Genomic DNA, 19,757 nt, shown 5'->3' on the forward strand with positions numbered 1-19,757 from the left:
GCCGGACAGGCGGGCAGTCCGCTTCAACAAGGCTTCGCGAGGAGGTTCGTCATGGGTGTCGTTGTCGGCAAGGGGATTGGTTCCAACGCGCGCGCCGTCGGCTGGCAGGATGTCGTCAATCCACGGCTCAGCCGCCGCAGTCTGCTCGGCGGCATGGCGTCATCCCCGATGCTGTTCTACGCCGGGACCTCCCAAGCGAATGGCCTGAGCTGGTACGATCTACAATTTCGCATTTCCGACGATCTGTCGACGCTGAATGTCATCGAGACAAAGGTCGATCCGAGCGAAAAGGCGCAACAGGATCCTGCTTCAGAGGCCAAATATCCCGAAACACGCACGCCGGTGTGCAGTTGGACCATACCTGCGTTGGCCTTCGGTCCCGCGGCCTTCTTCGACATGGTCCAACCGGCATCGCAGGATATCGGACCGGCGTCGCCGGCGCCGCAACGGATCGTCTACGTGCGCAATGTCCAATACGGGCTGCGCTATGGAGACAAAGCCAGCACCGGTACGGGCAAGGGCGGTTTCGTCGCCTTCAAGTTCCAGCGCCCGGCATTGCGCTGGATCATCTCCTACATCACCGATTTGTGGCTGCTTACCAGCGGCGGTCTCGACCCGATCATCAGCAGCCGTCCGGCTGAGTTCCAGGTCTTCCGCAATGCCGTCACGACTCCGGCCGACAACACCCGCCCGTTGCCCTTCGAGGACATTGCCGACAGCCGTGTCGACCGCACGCTCGATGCGATGTTCGGCGGGTTGATCCACTCGGAAGGTTCCGGAGGCGAAGACTTCCGGGTCACCATCGACGCCAATCTGATATGGACCGTTACCGCCACGGGGCAACGTCGGCTGAGCGCATTCGAGGGGCGCGCTCGGCTGTCGCGCTTCAGCTTCGCCTGGCGCCGTGCCGATCCGCTGCCGAGTGCGGACAGTCCGGAAGCCGCGGACCCGCCGACGATTGTCTATTTCTCTGGCCAGGCCGGGCCGGAAGCGATCCAGCTGACGCACCCGGAAGCCCTGGTCGAAATCGGCGACGCCAGCGGCCATCATCTTCGGTTGAAGCCCGCCGAAGCCTGCGAACTGCACCTCGATACAATCGTCGGGCCGGCAACCCTGATGCCGGGAAGACTGCAGGTCGTCTCGGCGCTGACGCTGGGCAAGAGCGTGCTTGCTATCGCGCAAGGCAATCAGGCGCTGACCGACGGCGTGGCGAGCCGCGGCGTCGTTCTTGCTGAAACCGTGACGCCGAGGCTGCGCAAGCTCAGTCCTGTACACCGCACTGTGCTCTGGGGTGAAAGCAGTGGCGTTGGACCACGTATTGCCGGAACCGTGCCGCACAAAGGCAAATGGCCGGTGCGCGGCGAAATCCCGTCGCCGGTCGGGCTGCTGCGTGTTGATGAACCTGTTCTGCGCACCGACAGCAAAATACCCGGCGACTCGGCGGCGGCGAAGCCCGCGGCGGGGGACGATGCGCCGCCGGCCGGCACGGACACGACATCCGAAACGACCAATGCGATCGCGATCACGGTTACCGAGCCGTCGATCGTCTGCGAACCCACCGACAAGGACAGCAACGGCCGCAACAGCAGCGAGTTGGCGCGCTTCTTCCAGATCGCCAACGGTGATCGCGGCGGCGCCCCCGATGCCACGCTCTACATGCTGCACGACCGGCCGCTGGAAGGCACTGGCCCTGCGGGCATCCGGCGCATCCAGATCGATCTTTCGCTGTTTGCCACCAATGCCGCGCTACCTGATACCAGCTACAGCCGGCTGGCCTTCCGGCAGTCCGATGTTCGCCTCAACTACGAGGATGGCAAGCTCGTCGCGGAACTCCCGCATGGGGAATATCCTCTTCCCATCGCCTCCAGCTTCGTCTGGGTCGGTCCGCTGGCCGACGGGGTGCGCCGCGCCTCGCTCGATCTTGGCGGAGCGACGCTGACCTGCGGGCGCGACTATGACCTGATGAAACTGCGTCTGCGCTTCCGTGATCTGCATCTGGAATATTATCCGGGTCCGCGCCTGGTGCCGGCCCTCGACGACGCCCGCGTCTGGATCGGCGATGACGGTGCCGTGCATGACAGCCGGCCGATCCTGGTCGCCGAGTTCGATCCGCAACATGTGATGGAGGAGGCGATCTTCCGGCCGGAAGCACCGCCTTTGCCGGATGTCGAACTTGAGGGAGAGCACGAGGTCGATCTCGAGGGGGAGAAGGTCAAGATCAGCGACCGCAACTCGGTCCTGGCTCAGCTTGAAGAAGCCAAGACCAGCAGCAAACGAGCGCTGCTTCGCCAGAAGATAAGCGAGCTCAAAGTCGAGCAAGAAGCGCGCAAGGAGGTGCCGAACCGACCTTTCGCCACTCTGGCCAAGGCATTCGCCGCCGTTGCCGCCGGCCTGCCTGCGGACCAGCGTGTCTATATCGGCCCGTTCGCGCTCGATCCTGACGCGATGGCTGTCGCGCGCAAGCAGATGGAGGCTGTGGGTCCCGACGCTGTTCGCGGCGAGGTAACCGCGATGATCGACAGGATTGACGATCTCGTTGTTGGATTGAAGGACCGGCTACAGCCCATAAAAGATGCATCGTCGCCCCCTCCTGAAATCAGCGAGGCGGAACAGGATGCTTATTTTGCCAATGCGCTGCGCAACGAGAGCCTCTTTGAATCGAGCGAACCGTTCTACAGCGTGTTTCGGAATTTCTGGCGCGACACCATGGTGCAGCTGGTCGCGCTGCTCAAGCGCAAGGCAACGCCCGAACAGATCAGGCAGCGGCTGGGCTTTGATGTTCCGGCCAGCTTCAATCTGGTTTCCGGAAGGCTGGTGATTGAATTTCTCGCTCCCGCAAACCGCTCTGAAGGCTACGCCAAAGACAATCAGGCTATGCCGGCTTTGACGACGGCTATCGTCAACCGCTTCGTCGACGCCGCCCTAGGGCGCGATATCGTGAAGAACCTTCTTTCCGCGCGCCTGTCGGGCAAGAGCCGGCTGGCCTTCCGCATCGATTGCGAGGCGGCGGTGGGAGCCGATGCGCGCGAGGCGGGCACCTATCCCAGCTCCGGCGACGGCCCATCGGCGCCCGGATCGGGCAGCACGGCATTTCGGCCGCTGCCATTCACGTTCGAGGCCCTGACCGACTGGTCGCGCCTTGAGCCGGCCGTGACGCGGCGCGCGCGCAAGCTCTACGAGGCTCTGCCGTCGGGAGTCCTGCCGCCGCTTGGCAAGCGCGGCACCAATTCCAGTGACCAGGCCATGATGCGCTTCCAGGGCTTCGCCGAATCTCCGATGACCGGAGAAGCCAGAATGGCCAAGGTGCGTGCGTTGCTCGACAGCGAGCGCACCGCCGACCCCGTTGACGGTGGGGGGCAACCCTTCCCCGGCGAGCCGCTCGATTTCGAGACCGCGATCGAGATCCCCTCCCGGCTGATCCTGTCCACGGCGCAGGATGCGATCTGGCGGACCAACCGGCGCATGCCGCCGGTTGTCTATTCCGCGTCGGCGGATCTGCCAGGAGTGGCTTTCCAGGAGGCGGCCCTGGAGCCCGGCCTCGAGGAAGGGGAGGGGCTTGCCGGGCCGAAGGCCGACAGCGCGCAGCCGCGCGATCTTTGGTCGGTGAGGCTCGAGACCACGGACGCGGAGCCCGGCCTGCGGGCGGTGGCATCGCCGGACCTGCGTCTCGCAGCACTTGGCGGCTATCGTAGCGGCGACGCACTACGGCTGCCCGGCCACGGCGCCCCGCCGCGCGGGCCATACGCTCCCTGGTTCATCGGTCGGGAGCAGATGGAGAGCAATACGCTTACGGCAGAGGCGGTGGCTGGGGAACTCAAGCAAAACGAGCCTGACAAGGTCTGCGTGCCGGCATCCGAACCGAACCGGTTCCGGTTGATCCGCTGGCTGTGTGAGCGCGCGGGCTTCCGCGACGCGCTGCCGATGGACGACTACACCATCTTCCGCACCTCCCTCGACGCCTTCGATCGTCACCAGCTTGTCTTGCAGTCGTCGTCATACGGCTTGCCCGTCATCGGCAAACGTCATGTCGCCAAGGACGCCGATCCCAACGACGTGACCAGCGTTGGCGGCCTCATCGCGGACTCCGGTCAGATCGAGCCAGGCGAGGCGTTCGCGTTGCTTGACGCAACCGACGACCAGGCGCTGTACAAGCCGGTGCCGCTGAACTTGAAGGCGCTGACGCTGAGCGCCCTGGGCGGATCCTTCTTGCATGAGACGTCGTTCAAGCCTTCCGCCGGGGCCGACGATATATTCGGACACAAGATCTTCGAAGGCTTTTCGATAGACACGCTGCAGCAGGACATCGTGCTCGGCCGCGATATCCGCACCGAGGTCGTCTACAAAGGTTATCTGCTGCCGCTTGGCCACAAGGCTTCTTTTGTCAAGCTGACCGAGCGCATATTCCTGCGCACGCCCGAACAGGGCATCAAGGCGATGTTGCGCCAGCGCATGTTCCTGCGGATGACCGAGCCGGACAAGATCTACGGCGCGCTCGGACAGCCTTTCGCCGGCCGCATGTGGTGCGGCAAGCTGGCACGCCTGCTTGCCGACAAGACCCCCGACATACTGGACCCGAATTCACCGATGGCCGGCGCCGTCGATCCGGAGAATCTCAACGGCAGGATCAGCCTTAGCGCCGGGCCCGGCCTGGCTTTCTGGCCGCGCACGGACATCACCGAAAACGGCGTCTACCGCTTCGACGTGTCGATTGACGGCTCGCCGACGGCCATGCCTATGATCTTCGTCGACAATATCGCCGCGACCACGCCCGAATCTCTGAAAGCAGCTGTCGATCACTACAACGCGGCGCTTAAGCCTGAAAAAGCGGGCCTCATTGACGTCCTGAACCGGCGCCGCACGATTTCGCTTGGCGGACGCAAGATCGACTATGCCCCCAACAGCCGGGCGGGTGAAGCGCAGTTCGAGACGGATACCATCCGCGTGCGCGCGCAGGGCCGTTCGCTGTCGACGCCGGCCGCCAGCTGGACGGGCAAGCTCGATGACAAAGAAAACTTCGCCACCACCGGCGTGCTGGAAGGCGCCGGCCAGCCGCCATTCTACCCGGCCATGGAGCAGGCAGTCATTCGGCTAGGCTCGGTCGAACGCATGAGCGGCGGTGAGGCGGGAACGGCCAAGGTGGAATATGACGGCCACTATGTCCTGTATGGATTCCCTGGGGAAACCGTGCCTCGGGATGCCTTGGGACTGGATGAGAAAAACGCAAATCCGCAGGAGGTCTTTCTTAACATCTGCGACGACTACCTGCCCATGAAAATGGGTGGCAATGGCGACCGCTCCGGCGGCATCGCGCGCCCCGAATCGCACATCATCGCCATCAGCCGTAGCAAGGGCCCGTTAGGCGGCGACGCGTCAGCCTGGTGGAGCGGCGGCCCGACTCAGCAGAAGCCTGCCGCCTCCGATACGTTCCAGGAGAAGAAGGCAGGCGGTCAGCCTGATTTCGGAAAACGCAAGTTTGCGACGGGCGAACTCTCGTCGCTGGCCTACTACTTCAACAACAAGATTGCCCGGCCCACGGTCGCTCCGGCTCCGCTTCAGCCGGGCGAGCCGTCATCGGAACCGCCGCCGGTCAACATGCCCCCCGATCCAGCCCCTGACCAACTCGAGATTATCAAGCAGGTGCAGTCGTTCTTCAGCCTCGACGCCAAGCTTCTCGGCACAATCAAACTGAAGGATTTGATGTGGTTCCTCGGTCTGTCCATGGACAGCGTGCCTGTTCTTAAGGAGGTTCAGGAATTCGGTACCGCGGCGCTGCGCGGCGCCGAGGACCAGCTCGGCAGCCTGTCCAACGACGTGCGCACCCGCGTGCTGGCGCCGTTGCAGGCCGTGGTCGTCCGGCTGTCCGCCGAATGGCGCAAACTCGACGCCATGCTGCAGCAGAAGCAGCGGGAGCTTCAAGCGCGCCTGACGGACAAGAACCTGACGCCTCTCAGCCTCTCCACGATCTACCCCGAGGTCGATGGCGGTCTGACGGCGCTGAGCCAGGCGCTCGCGGATGCCATCGCGACCGAGGATGCGATCGCGCTTGTGCCCAAGCTTGCCGCGATCCACACCGCCGCGCGGCGGCTCGTGCGTGGCATTGCAGCGATAACGGCCAATCCGGTGGAGCGGCTGGAACAGGCAGTCGTGGGCAACGTCCAGGAGCAGATCTCCGACCTGACCGACGGCGGGCTGCGAAATCTGGCTGACATCGCCAAGGCGCTCGAAACGTTCAAGGATGCCTTGAAGGAAGATGCCCCGAAGGCAGCCGCCAAAGCTGCGACCGACTGGATATTCGATCGGTTGCAGAGCGGGCCGGTGGAGTCCGCCGAGCCGTCGTTCCGGTTGCCGTTGGCGGCGCTAACCCCGGATCTGGCCGATCTGCTCAAGAAACTGGTTCCCACTGTCGAAACCGATGCGGCACAGCTTTGGAACGCCGTTGCCGGCACCGGCGGCATTGCGCCACGCTTCCTCGACGCGGTGCGAGCCGCGACGCGCGACGCGCTCAAGTCGACCATCGAGGCCACCATCGTCGAAGTCGTCAGCGGCGGCAATGCCGAAGCCGCCTTGAAAGCCGGTGTTGACACCTACATCGGAGCGGTGCGCGTCGGGATCGACGATGCGCAAAAAGAGGCGAAGGCAGCGCTGGATCAGTTCGTCGCCTCAGCAGCCAAGTCAACAGAACGCCAGGCCGCGCTTGCACTGCAGGACGCCATCGACCGGCTGCTTCCCCAGGCAACCGAGTGGTCTGTGGGCGTTGTCGACGAAATCCAGCCGCTGATCGCCGGGCTGGAGCATGCGCGCGCCGCCGTCGACAGCGGCAAAAACCTGGCTAAGGCAGTGCGCGTCGGCGACCCGAAAGCCATCCTCGCAGCCAGCGGCGCGTTTGCACAAGACGTCTTCGGCATCGATGTCGGCGACCTCCAGGCACAGCTCAAGCAGAAGGTGACGGAAAAGCTTCTCGGCAGTTTAAAGTCAACCGCCGACGCTGTGTTTGACGCCGCGCCCCTGGCGCTCGGTTCCACCAAACTGCCCATCCTCCTCAGGGAGGTCGAGGCCTGCGCGCCACTCAAACTCAAGCCTCGTCAGCATGCCGATCTGCCGGTTCGCGACACCGCCAACCAGGTCGAAGCAAGCAACAACCTGTTGCTTGCCATCGGCAAGGCCATCGACGTCCTCCAGCAGGCCGAAGCCATGTTGCCGGAAGTCGAGAAGGTCGCGGAAGATCCTGCGGTCGTGCAGTCCGGCCTGCAAGCCAAGCTTTTGACATACAAAGACAATTTGAAAACGCTCATAGCTGGCGCTGAGTCAGACTTGGGCCTGGTTTCCGAGCTTTCGGACCTCTATGGAAACATCGTCGACCTTCAGGTTTCGCTGCGCACGCTTGCGGATGCGGCGAACCCCGCGGATCTCGATGAAGCGGCTGTCGAACGGATCGGTGCTGTCGCGCGTTCATTGCGCTGGCTCGGCGAGCAGATTTCAAACCACGTGCAGTCGATTCTCAACCGCGTCGCCAGCTTCACCCAGGAGAACGCTCCGTTTGTGGTGGGTGGCCTGGTCGTTGGAGGGTTCGCTGATTTCCTGACCACGAATGGCGTCACGCTCGCTCAACTCAAGGACGCAAACCGTGCGACCCTGGAAGATTTCAAGGCCAAGGCAGCGCAGTGGGAGACAGTTTTCGTCCAAACGGCCGAGGATGTCGTGAACCTGGGATGCAGGCTGGTAACGATCAGCACTGCCGGTCCCGTCGACGCAATCGCCGGCTTGCAGGTAGGCGTGCAAGATCTGGCCGGTATCGCCACGAGCTTCGGCTTCCCGCTCGATCCGGAAAGCACGCAGCTCATAGCCGCGCTGGACGGCGTCAAGCGGCAGTTGACTGCAGCCGCCGGCGTCAAGCTCGAACCGATCGGCCTGAAGACGATCAAGAACCTGCTTGGCGCGGAACTCAGCAACAAAAAGCCGCTGAAAGCCTATTTCCAAGGTCTGGACGATCCCGCCTCCTACTTCGTGGCGGCGCGGGCCTTGCGCAACGCGGAGGCTGCGGTGCTGCGGCACTGGCGCGCGCTGCAGCTGCGGCTGAAAGGCGCTCCACCGGCGATTACAAATGCCATTGAAGACCGGATTGCCAGCTGGCAGCTGTTCGACACGTTGACGATCGGCTATCTCGCGATCCTCGGCCTCAGGAAAGATCTTCTCGGCTCGATTGGCAATATCCAGCTCTTCGCCCCATTCGCGCGGCGCGCACTGTTGGTGGAAGCAGCACCGGCACTCGCCGCGACCGGCGCGCTTGCCTGCGATATCGGTGACGTAACCAGACCGGTCACGGACCTCGCCACCTGCGACCGCCTCGCCCAGGAAAAAGCGATCGTTGAAGCAGCGAAGGGTTTTGCTGCACTGACCGGGGACGAACGGGCGGCGTTGCGTCGTCGCATCGTCGCCCTTTTCCAGGGCTGGTATGCGAGCAGGGCGGCGCCTCTGGTCATCATCGCCCAGGCCGGTGAGATGGCGAAGGACCTGTTGCGTGGCGATATATTGGCGGCGATCGATTTCGGCGCTTTCCGCGACCAGATAGAAGATGCCATTGCCGCACTGATCCCGACCAAGGTGAAGTTCTCCTACGACTTCAACTCGAAGGTAACCACGCCAACCGGCGACACCGCCATCTTCCAGCCGAAAGTGGGTTCCGCGTTCGGCATCACCGTGCGGGCGTCGCTCGACCTCCTGAACCAGAAGGCCGAATTCGCCGCCAGTGCCAGCATGGGGCCTTTCGACATCTATCTCATCGGCGGCGTGGCCGACGCGCTGCGCCTGAAGTTCGGCGGCGCCGCCTTCTCCATAAGCGATGGCTCCAAAGCCCGGTTCGACGTGAAATACGAAGACTTCACGATCGGCAAGGATCTTGAATTCGCGCAATCCCTGCAGAGCTTCCTGACGCCGAAGGAAGGCAATGGCGTGTTTATCCAGCCGATGACCCGCGGCGCCGGCATCGAGGCGGGTTACGGCATCAACCTGGGCACCATCGGCGTCGGCTTCACGTCCTTCTTCAACGTGTCGCTCAACGTCTCCGCCGAACTGCCCTTCGGCGACGAGGAGGCGCTGTTCAAAGTGTCACTCGGCCGTCGGCTTTCTCCCTTCAGCATGGGCGTGCTGCCGTTCGTCGGATCGGGATACTTTTCCATCTATGCCGCATCGGATGGCGTTCGCGGCTTCGAGGCGTCGTTCGAATATGGCGGCGGGGCTGCCATCGGCTACGGTCCGATGCAGGCGCAATGCCGCATCTCGGTCGGCGTGTTCGTCCGCATCCTCAAGGCCAATGGACGCAGGACCACCGAAATCTACGGCACCTTTTTCGCCGGTGGATCGGCCAGCATATGGATATTCCACTTCGCGACATCGCTCTATGTGCGGCTCGGCACCGCCCAAGGCGGGGAGATGTACGGCGAAGCGACCTATTCCTTCTCCTTCTCGCTGGGCATCGCGGACTACGACTATTCTATCACGGCACTCCGCCAGGAAGGAAAGCTCGGCAGTGGCCCGCCCAGCGGCGCCGGCCAGATCGATGACCAGAACGGTACCCGTTTTGCCATGATCCGTGCCGCCGATGCGCCCCAGGGCATCGACCCGATGACCACGGGCGCAACCGATCCCGAGCCCGGCCACATCATCATCGATGCCGCCGACCAGACCATCAACTGGGGCGTCTACGCCACCTACTTCGAAACCGGCCTCCTTGAGGGAATGAAGCTATGACCATCACAGAGCCAAGGGTTCCAGTCCGCCCACTGCTGCGCATAGTCGCCAACGGCACGCGGCAGGACAAGAAGGGCAAGTGGCTGAAGTTCACGCTTATCGCCACCCCTGAGTACGACAGCAGGAAGCCGATCCTGGCCGCCGAAGGGGCTTTCGAGCTCGAGAACTGGCCACTCGAGATGGCCACGCGGCTGCGGCAGGGCCTCGGCCCGTTCGGCCCCAAGGCCTCCCTCGGGCTCTTAGCCCGGTCCATCACGGCCGAGAAAATCCCGTCGGTCGCCGTGCCAGAGTGGACGCGCATACCCGTTCGGGCAATTTCAGCGGCTGCCTTTGACAAACCCGAACGGTGGGATGCCATCAAGCGGCTTTGGCAGCAAAGTCTGGTGAAGGACGAACCACAAAATTGGAAAGCTCTTGCGCTAGACATTGAAAGGTCGATCAGCGGCAACAAGCACAAGTCTGATCTTCAGGACAAGCATGCGGGATCACCGAGCTTCGATGATGGTGGCGCCATAATCGCCGACCCGCCGCCTCGCGAACAGACCCTCATGATCAAGGGTGTGGTGCCCGTCAGGCAAAGCGATTTCGCGTTGGAGGAACAGGGTGAGCGCGCGGCCCGCGTCCTGGCCAAACAGCTTCGCGGCGAATTTGCCGTGGATGATGAGAGCCATGAGCCGGACGACAGCACCACGAAAGAGCAGTTCGATGCCGCGGTGGCAGCTACAGATGAACTGCGAGCGATGACGAGGGCCATGAACCTCAACGTTTCCAAGCTGGTCGGCAACGACAAGGGCGATGCCGCGAACTTGCCGGCGCCCAAGGCCGCCAGCATCGTGCCGGCCCCAGGCGACGTCGTTGTCCCACCCGCGAACGACAGCAAGAGCGCCAACAAGACCGACAGATCGGTACGCCGCGCTTCGCACCATTATGGCATGTGGCTACAGCGCCGCACGCTGTATCGGGCCAAGCGCAACGAAAAGGGCGAATTGATTCAGCCCGATCTCCGCAATCCGATCAACAAACCCGACACCAATTTGGACGAGATGCGCGGTGTCTATTTCGCCCTGCAAGGCGATCCCGTGCTTTCGAGACTGTTTTGCCTCGCCATCGATTTCGAAGTTGAGGCGTCGGCATTTGCAGCCTTCCAGGGTGAACTGCTTCATCTGGCGCTCGCTCCACCGGTCGCGCCTCGCCGCGCGGCCATCGCGACCGCAGCGCGCCGGCACGACGACAGTTTCTGGCCCGTTTCGGCCTTCGAGGCGTTGGTCGTCGTCAAAGAAGACGGCAAGGCGGAAATCCTCAACCGGCCGGATCTGGCCGAACAGCGGGATGGCATCTGGAAGCTGGGCGCAACGACCAAGGTGACCGATGCCGAAAAGCATGAAATCGAGGTTCCGCGTTACGATCTCGTGTCGCTTGACCTGCGTCGCTCCGTCGACGGCAAGACGACCGGAAAGGACCGTGGCGAAGCGCATCAGACGGGCGGTTTCACAATTCTCGATCGCGGGCGCGGGGATCAAATTGCTCGCGACCTGGCGCTATCGGCCGCGCATATGGCGGGGCTTCTGGATCCGGACCAGATCGTTGTTCTTCACGCCGAAGATCTGACGATCGGCCGGCGCGTCGATGTGGCTGCCGCAAATGGCGATGACGCTCTGGCCAGCCTGAAATGGCGAAGCCTCATGCGCCGCTATGTCGACTTCAATTTTCGCGAAGCCGAGTCCGTCGCCGAGAACATCCTGAAGGACATGTTTTCCGGCAAGGGCGGAAAGGGTGTGCTGGAGGAAGTCTCGTTCCAGGTGGCGGCGCGCTTCATGCCGGTGAAAGACCAAGCCTATGAGGCCGTTGCCGAGGAAGCGATCTACACCTGGGATGGCTCTCCCGCGGGCGTGCTCACGGATGCGGGGACTGCCGGCAAATCGCTGCCCAGCCACCTGCCTTTCGATCGCAACCTCGACCTTCCGGGCATGGAAACGGCAAAGGCGGCGCTGCGGCCGGCACCGTTGCGCTTCGGCTATCCCTATCTGTTCCGTTTCCGCTCGGCATTTCTCGGCGGTGGTTCGCCCGATGCGAACGGCGCCGAAACAGCCGCCAACACGCAGGAAAACTGCACCTTGCCGGCGGCCAAGGGGAAGAATGCCCGGCCAAGGCGTTTCCTGCGTCACGAGAGCATCAATGCGCCGGTGCTGATGCTGCCGAGCCATCTCGCCCAGCAGCGCTATGACCGCATGGGTTACGAACAGGCCGACCAGGCGATCATAAGGTCATGGAACAACGTGCCGTCCGGTCTGCAGGATGGCGACGAAAAGGATATTGCGGGCGACTATGTACCGGGGCCGAAGCGGGCCAAGCCCGAAACGACGATGCGTGTCGTGGTGGCGCCCGAAGTCGGGCTCGACCTCGTCGTCCGCCACGGGCGAATGGACGGAGGCAATGCCGGCGAGGTCCGCCGCGGCGGACTGATCGACGTGACTTATACGCCGAAGCCCTCGCTGCTCGCGCCGCATTCCAATGCCGAGCCACGCGCAAGCGGCTTTCCGGTCTCCATCACCACCACTCGCGACACTTTGGACGCCGAGGGCGCCATTTATCGGCGCAAGGTCGACGCGGTCGCGGACGCAACGGAGAGCGGCATTCCGGTCTTCGAGCCTGGCGGCATTAACGCCGAGCCCAAGGGGTCGGTGGGCTATCTGCCGGATCCTGCCATCGACCATTTCTCGATACGGGCACGCATTCGCGGCAGTGACAAATATCTCGATGGCGATCTGCAAGTGGCACTCTATGACGGCAAGGCCTATCCGCACGCCTTGCCATTGGTCGTGAATGTCGTGAAGCGTGTGAAGGATGCCGGCAACGTGAGGCCGGACCACCCAAAATCGATTGACGACATCGCCCAGAAGGCCGGCATTGTCTGGCTGGCGCCGGTCGGCAAGTCCAAGCCGGCGCATGGCACGCGGGTGCAGCAGCTGAATGTCAGTCTCTACCCCGGCGAGGACTTCGATCTGGAAATCGCCTGCCTGCCGACGCCTGAAATGTTCTACCAGCGCTTCGCATTGCCGGAGACGATCGCCCTTCAGCTCAAGCTCGCCGGGCCCAATGGCCCCGCCTTCGAAAACCTGAAACAGATCTGCGGCGACAAGATCGCGACCGCCTGCACCCGTGTCGCAACCACGCAGCCCGCGACCGGCATAGGCGGTGCGGAGTTGCCGGATGCACAGACCTTGAAAGCTACCGCGACAGACATCCTGACCGCCGTTCGGCGCCAATGGCCGATCGAGGAGGTCGCCGCGGTCAGGACACTCCGGGTCTGTCATGCCGTGAACAAGCCGGCGCTCGCCGCCCGCTTTCAGAATGCCGGCGCACTCGAAGCTGTCCGAAGAAACAACGAGATGCCATGCGAGGCCGTCATCAGTCCCGATCTGAAAAATGTCGAAGAGGCCACGGGCCTTCTCCTCAACGGCAAGGTGGAGATTGACCTATCCCTGGCCGACGGCTTTCAGCTTGTTGCCGAGACCGTGGGCGTCGACGGCGCCGCGCTCGACAGCCGACAGCGTGGGCGCAGCATGATCTCGCGCCGCACCGGCCGTTGGCCAACGCTCACCACACCGACAGGCGAACAGGCCTACGTCGCGCCGACCGACGTGGTCGGTTTTCGCGTGGCGGAAAACGGCTCGATCTTGCTGCCGCGGCATAGCGTGACGCTGCTCAGCGTCGGCAATCTGCCTACTACCGGGGCGGTCGGTAAAATTCTGACCCTAAAAAAAGACCCCAAAAGCGGGGCCTGCGGGGTTCCCGCGGGCGATGCGTTTGAATCGGAGCCGGACGGCCAGGCCGGCGCGCCCATATTCAGCGCCGCACCGGGTCGCATGACCGCGATCGAACTCGCGCCGCTCTTTGCCGCGGCCAGCACCGCCGTGCCCATCACGCAGCAGATTGCCATGCAGCAGGATGCCCGGGACGTTACGCGCCGTACACGCATCATCAAGACGGAACGGCCGCACATCTTCCGCGACACGCTGGCGCGCAAGCTCTCATTGAAGTTGGTTTCGCTGTCGCGGCACGCCTATGCCTTCGAGACTGCACCAACCTATGTGGGAGGCAAGGAGCAACTTCTTTATCGGCGCCAGCCACTGAAGCGGACGGACCAGGCGGTGCTTGGAGCGGAGGTCGCCGAGGTGTGGATGAAGTCCACGCGGCGCCCGGCCGCGCCGGATGTCCTGCGGCCGGAACCATCCTTCGTCATCTCGCGCAGTTCCGCGACTTCAGAAAGCGGTGTCAGGAGTCATTTCTTCACCCGCCGCGCGCTGACGCGGTTGTATCTCGCACGCGGCTGGTTCAGTTCCGGCGAAGGCGAGCGCCTGGGTATCGTGCTTTGGCCGCCCGGCTATACCTCTTTGTCGGGCGACAATGTCGACAAGAACAAGATACTGTTCGGCGACCGCGTGCTCAATCTGCGCGACTATGCCGACGCGGATCTTGGCCCCGGCGGCGCGTTCGTCACCCGCTGGGGTGGCGATCCGATCCGCGAGGACCAAACGCCGCAATCCGGCAACTTCATTCCGCCCGAGGCCTTCGGCGACCTGGCGCAGAAGCTCAAGGGGCCGCATCGCCCCGACGTGGTGGACACAGCGCTCTTGCCGGTTCGCCGGCAGCCGAAGCCGGAAGGCACGCCTTCGCGAGCAAAAGCAGAGCCCGTTTACGACTATCTGCCCGTTACGCTGCTGACCTTCGAGCCATGCTTCGATCTCGACCGCGAGGAATGGTATGTCGACGTGGACCTGAAACCGATCCGCGCATCGGAGCCCTTCGTACGGTTTGGTCTCGTGCGTTACCAGCACAATTCCATCCGGGATGAGCTTAAGTTGTCTGAGCCGGTGACGGTCATGATGCAGCTTCTGCCGGAGCGCAACGTCGAAATCGCGGAGTCGCTGATTCCCGGCTCCGAGGATCGCCGTGTGTCGATCTCTGTCTCCGGTCTGGGGTCGACGGACATCAGGGATATCGATCCCGACTCCCTTCCCGGCACGGAGGGAGAGAAGCAGGAATGGCGAAGGAATTTCGCCACCTTGCGCCGGCCCAAAGTCAAGCTGTCCCTGTTCCACGAGGCGAAAGACGACAATGGCGCCGTGCTTCGTACGCCGCTTTCAAAGGATGATCTTCGTTTCGAGAAGGACCAACTGATACTTCCCGTGCAGGATCCGCGCACGCTTGAAAGCGAGCCACAGTTCGAACTGCCCGAAGCGAAACTGAAAAATGCGACGCTGGTCTGGGCGACCACCTTCGATCTCCAGCGTCCCGCCCTGGACACCCTCGGCGGCGGCCGCATTGTCGCTTATCTCGAGGAGGTCGACCGGCGCATGCCCGCCAGCTACCGCAAGGAGCCGGTTCTGCTGGGAACGATGTTTTCGGCGGACACCTTCGTGGAGTCCGGTCCGAGATTCAGCGCGCGCCTGCCCTTCTTTGAATCACCATGAGCAACCAAATCGAAGAGCAAGGGAGTTTGTCGTGGGCACTTTAAGCATTTGGCATTGGCTGATCGTTTTGGCGATCATCATCCTGCTGTTCGGCCGCGGCCGCATCTCGGCTCTGATGGGCGACATCGGACAAGGTATCGGAAATGTCCGCCGTCAGTTGAAAGACTGATCGAGCACGCTCAGCCGTCTCATCTTCTATCGCCTCGCAGTCGAGGTAGCACAAGCGCTGAAGAGCGCTCCATGGAGGTAACAATGAAGCGTCTTGTCTACAGTTTGATCGGTTTGATGGCAGTACCCACAATAGCCTTCGCAGAATGCGTCCAGTTTGTCGCTCCACCGATGGTTTTCGACCGGCCGAGCTGGTCCGAACTGGAAACGTTCGAGGCTTCCAAGGATCTCAATGACAACGTCGATGTCGTCCAGACGATTGCTGGCACCGGTCAAGGGCAGCTCAATATCGATCAATATTCCCTGGTGATCGACAAGAATGGTCAGTCGGCATCGGACCTGCTTGCTGAGATCCGCGCCAATTTGTCGGGTGTTGTTTTTTCCGGATCCTCCTACACCAAGGTTGAGCCGCTGGATCCCGCGAGCAAGGCATTGTGGAATTCCAGCGACTATCGCGGCGCCGTTCTGGTCTTTACCCTTGCCAGCATTGCCGGTGTTTTCGATGCGGAGACAGGCGCGGTTGTCGTCTCGTGCGAAACGCCTACCGACTTCCTGTTCTCGACCGTGAAAGTTGGCTCCGCCAACACATATTCTAGCCCGGGCTGGCACCCGGTTTCCGGCAATCGAGCATTTGGTGTGCGGGACAATGGCGACGATTCGCTGACGATATTCGTCAAGGCTGCCGACCGGGTCGTCGATGCCGGCATCTTCGCAACACCGATCGTTCCCAACGAGAAGATCTTTGGTCAAGGTCACAAAGTATGGCTTCACATGCTGGACAACCTCAAGACCCGCTATGCCGCGCGCAATCCGCGTCAGGTCGGCGTCTTCAGTCAGCACGTGGATTTTTGATCCGGCTCGCGCCGCCTATCATGGCTATAGCGAAGGCGGAACAGCGGGATGATGCTACAGACTTCCTAGACCACTATCTGCCAATTTGGCTCCGAAAGGTAAGAGCATCATGGAACTCCCAAAGTTGACCCAAAGACAATGGATCGGTGCCGGCTCTCTCGCTCTAGTGGCAATCGTTCTTTCCTTCTTTCTGACAAACTGGTGGGAAGGCGAGGCCATCGAGATTTCAGTCGAGAACGCCGCCGCTGGAACAGTTTTCGCGTACATCGACAACACCGGTAGGCATGGAAGGAATACCTTGGTCGAAAAGCTAGCAACCCCGAACGGAAAGGAGACGCCGACCGGGCTGCTTCTCCAGCCGAATCAAACTCGTTCGTTTGGAACTGCTGTCGGCCTTGGTGACTCGCCTACGCTGCACTTCCTTCCCGTGACAGAGGATTCACGAGCGGATACCTCGCGGGTCAACGATTGCGTGTTTGACACCATATCCCCTGAAAAGCTCAGAATTCCTTCACGTCATATCAAAGTAAAGTGGACTGGGAACGGCTGCGAAACTCTGTACTAGCCTAGCCCTTCATTTTTGGAGAGAACGATGAAAACTCTGACGAAGTTGGCGCGATTGGCGATGTTCTCAATTCTAGCGGTTACGATCGCCGTCGGAGTGATTTGGTATGCCTACTTCAGGCCCATCATCATACAGGGGACTCTGAAGTCTGAGGCGGCGTCGCTCTCGTTCGTTTCTTCGATGCTCGAAAGTGGTGCTCGCCCCGAAGATTGGGAGAACCGGGCTTATCTGCCAACAACCTCTATCAATAACTTGGCGGCGTCTCTGACCGGCCTTGAATTTGTGGTATCACAAGGAAAACGGGATGAGGCAGGCCGATACGATGGCGCGTTTGTCATATCGTTGAACAGCGTCTCGTTTGAGACGCGTGCCGCACAGTTGCGGCCACGATTGTCGGTGACGGCCCGTTACGTGCCGGACCGCGTGGATCATTGGTGGAGCAATGCCTTCGTGGCCTTGACCATAGACGCTCAACTCATGCCCGCGGCCCAAACTGACCCCGCCACAGGAAGGACGGACGTAAAGTTGTTGGTTATTCCAACCAGCATTCGACCTAGTCTGTCTTGGAATCCCTTTGAAATTTTTTCAGCTGGAGAAGTCGCGTCTGAAATCGTCGCTGCCGGAGTTCTACTGAAGTACGGAGAGGAACTTGCGTTAGCCGTGCCAGCGATAAAATCTCCGATAAAGATAGAAGCGAGAGTTGATAGCAAGAGCCATTCCGATTTCGATAAGGGTGGTGGATATGACCTCCAGGTTAAACTGGACGGCCCCACTTTCGAGCGGCTGATTGTTGCCGACGTACCCTTGGTGACTTCCCAAGGCATCTGGATGTTGGGTCAATCGGAACGGCCGCTCCCGAAGCCGGTGGCACTGCCGTCTGATCCGTCCGAGTTGCAGAAAACTGTCGACAAGTTGCGGCTATCGGTAGCTGAAAAACTAAAGCCATTCGATAGAATTGACGGCATTGCCGAAGTGCGCGTTTCCAATCAACAGATACTGGATCTGGCCAGCGAAATTCAACGGCCATGGAAGAACGGACAAAACAAGATCATTATCAGCAGCGCCAACGCAAGCGGCACAATTGCAAGCGCCTTCCTGCTGAAGGACGATTTGCTCGGAGACGTCGGTTTGACTGTGACGCCGCGGATACAAGATTTTGTGCATGGAGAAGTGAGCGTTCAGCCGCCGCAACTCGGGTGGGTGCCTGGTACAGGTCTGAGTTCGACAGTCGCCGCCAGTGCCAAAGTGACAGCCTCCGGCCACATCCACCTATCGACCGGAGCTGTCGGTGGAGGGATTGGCAAGGATATCGATCTCATCGGTGAGACCAGCATAGCGCTTCCCGTTTCGCTGAAGCCGGAAAAGCGGGTTACGCCCTCGGGCACCGCAGTCGTTCTTCAACCCCAGTTGAGCTGTGTCCGAATCGAAATTGATGTCAATCCCATGACGAGAGAAGACTTCATCAAGGAGGCGTGGATAGCCCTCAAGCCTTTCGGTGTACGGGTCAAGAGAAATGTTGGAGGTGGCCAACAGGCGCCGTCAATTTTGCTTGATAGCCTGCCTTCTACCTACATTTTGGGCGAGAAGCCGGATGCCGGCAAGCCCAAGAAGGACAGCTATTTTCAATACAAGGAGTTGCAGGTCAGTTGGACCATCGACGACGTCCAAGTGCAAAGTAATGGCTTGAGCATGCGCGCTCGACCTACCGTGGAGCCGGAACTTGCTGAGGCGAGCGAAATCGACAAACAACGGGATGCTCTGAAGGAGGCCGTGTTAAATTCGGCGCCAAACGTTCCGTGCGCGCCCGAAGATGCTTACGCCCTGCTTCTGGTGGACAACCAGGTTGAGATTGGAAGCAACAATGAAGTTGTCGTTTTCATAAAGAAGATATTTAAGGAAGGAGGCCACGTCGCCGAAGAATCCAAAAAGGAAATCGAGAAGCTCGCCAAGACCCCGTTTCAATCAATCGTCGATGCTCCAGATAATGTCATCCGGGAAGGCGGAAAAGGTCTTGAAAATGTAGCTAAAGGTATCGAAGACGCAGGCAAGGCAGCTGGAGAAGCCGCCAAGGCTGTAGTTTGTGGAGAGAAATGCGTGTTGGGCGTGTGTGGTCGTGTATGTTGACATCCCGGCTGGCGCGGCAATATTTTGAGCCTATAGTGTACTGGGGATCACTCGATAATTGGAGCAACCTTGTGATAAGCGCAACCCTACCAAACAAGCAAACGATCGAAATAGACGGCAAAAAGGTCGTGAGAATAAGAGACACAACCTTCAACGACGGTACCAAGGCCAACACACTTGTTGATTGGAGTATGAGGTCCCTGGTGATGGAGGATAGCGCGTCAATAGCTGCTCTGGTCAAAGCAGATTTGCCAAAGCTGGCGCAATTGCATCTTCCTGGCGGCAAGCCGGTCTGGTTCAACGGCGAAAAAGCTTCGGGTCCAATCTTCGTGCCTTCTACGGATCTGGGAGATGGTTGCAATTCCGGTTTCGAGATGGGCAATACGAGGATTCTGGTGCACGAATCCCCGGAGGACGTAGCAAAAGTTATTAAGGAGGCCGGCGGCGAGGTTCTTCCTCTACCCAAAGGCACCCTTCTGGAAACCGTCGCTAAAACGGTCGAGGAATGGCTTTCATCTTCTGACGAGGTCTGGCGGTAGCGATCCGAAGCGAGTTCTACACATCCCGGCAGCCCGGCCTGCTTCGAAAGTCAGTCGTCCATCCAACGACGGTACGCGATCAGAAAAGCGCCTTTCCCGCGCTTGCAATCGCTGACCTGTTAGCTTGGAAAGCCTTGCCCACAAGAAAGTCGATGATGCCTCTAAGATCTATCCTCCGGGCCCATGATGGCTATTGATCTTGCACGAAGCGAGGCAGAAATTGGGTATGGTGACGGTACTTTCGACACGGGCTTAGGGGCGCAGACGAACGTGACCTGAGACCCTGAA

Annotated in this window: 7 protein-coding genes; all 7 read left to right on the forward strand. The window is 61.1% G+C overall.

Annotation, left to right across the window (positions count from 1 at the left end):
* Positions 1 to 51: 51 nt before the first annotated feature.
* The 7 genes from NKJ75_RS06090 to NKJ75_RS06120 all read left to right on the forward strand — a co-directional run bounded on the left by NKJ75_RS06090 (position 52) and on the right by NKJ75_RS06120 (position 19,469).
* Positions 52 to 9,747: a hypothetical protein gene (locus NKJ75_RS06090; protein WP_352499350.1), complete on the forward strand. Its 9,696-nt coding sequence runs from the start codon at positions 52 to 54 to the stop codon at positions 9,745 to 9,747.
* Positions 9,744 to 15,221: a hypothetical protein gene (locus tag NKJ75_RS06095; protein ID WP_352499351.1), complete on the forward strand. Its 5,478-nt coding sequence runs from the start codon at positions 9,744 to 9,746 to the stop codon at positions 15,219 to 15,221. Before NKJ75_RS06090 ends, NKJ75_RS06095 begins: the two co-directional genes overlap by 4 nt.
* 31 nt (positions 15,222 to 15,252) lie before the next feature.
* Complete coding sequence (gene tatA / locus NKJ75_RS06100) at positions 15,253 to 15,390, forward strand: twin-arginine translocase TatA/TatE family subunit (RefSeq protein WP_352499352.1); 138 nt, start codon at positions 15,253 to 15,255, stop codon at positions 15,388 to 15,390.
* 83 nt (positions 15,391 to 15,473) lie between these two features.
* On the forward strand, positions 15,474 to 16,241 hold the full coding sequence (locus NKJ75_RS06105) for a hypothetical protein (protein ID WP_352499353.1): 768 nt from the start codon (positions 15,474 to 15,476) through the stop codon (positions 16,239 to 16,241).
* A gap of 109 nt (positions 16,242 to 16,350) precedes the next feature.
* A complete protein-coding gene (locus NKJ75_RS06110; RefSeq protein ID WP_352499354.1) occupies positions 16,351 to 16,806 on the forward strand; it encodes a hypothetical protein in 456 nt (151 codons plus the stop codon).
* Between the two features lie 27 nt (positions 16,807 to 16,833).
* Positions 16,834 to 18,930: a hypothetical protein gene (locus NKJ75_RS06115; protein WP_352499355.1), complete on the forward strand. Its 2,097-nt coding sequence runs from the start codon at positions 16,834 to 16,836 to the stop codon at positions 18,928 to 18,930.
* A 71-nt stretch (positions 18,931 to 19,001) separates the two neighbouring features.
* Positions 19,002 to 19,469 (forward strand): hypothetical protein, encoded by a 468-nt coding sequence (locus NKJ75_RS06120; protein WP_352499356.1) that lies wholly within the window; start codon positions 19,002 to 19,004, stop codon positions 19,467 to 19,469.
* Positions 19,470 to 19,757: the final 288 nt, after the last annotated feature.

Origin of the sequence: Mesorhizobium sp. M0058 (assembly GCF_040323095.1) — a bacterium.
GTDB lineage: Bacteria > Pseudomonadota > Alphaproteobacteria > Rhizobiales > Rhizobiaceae > Mesorhizobium.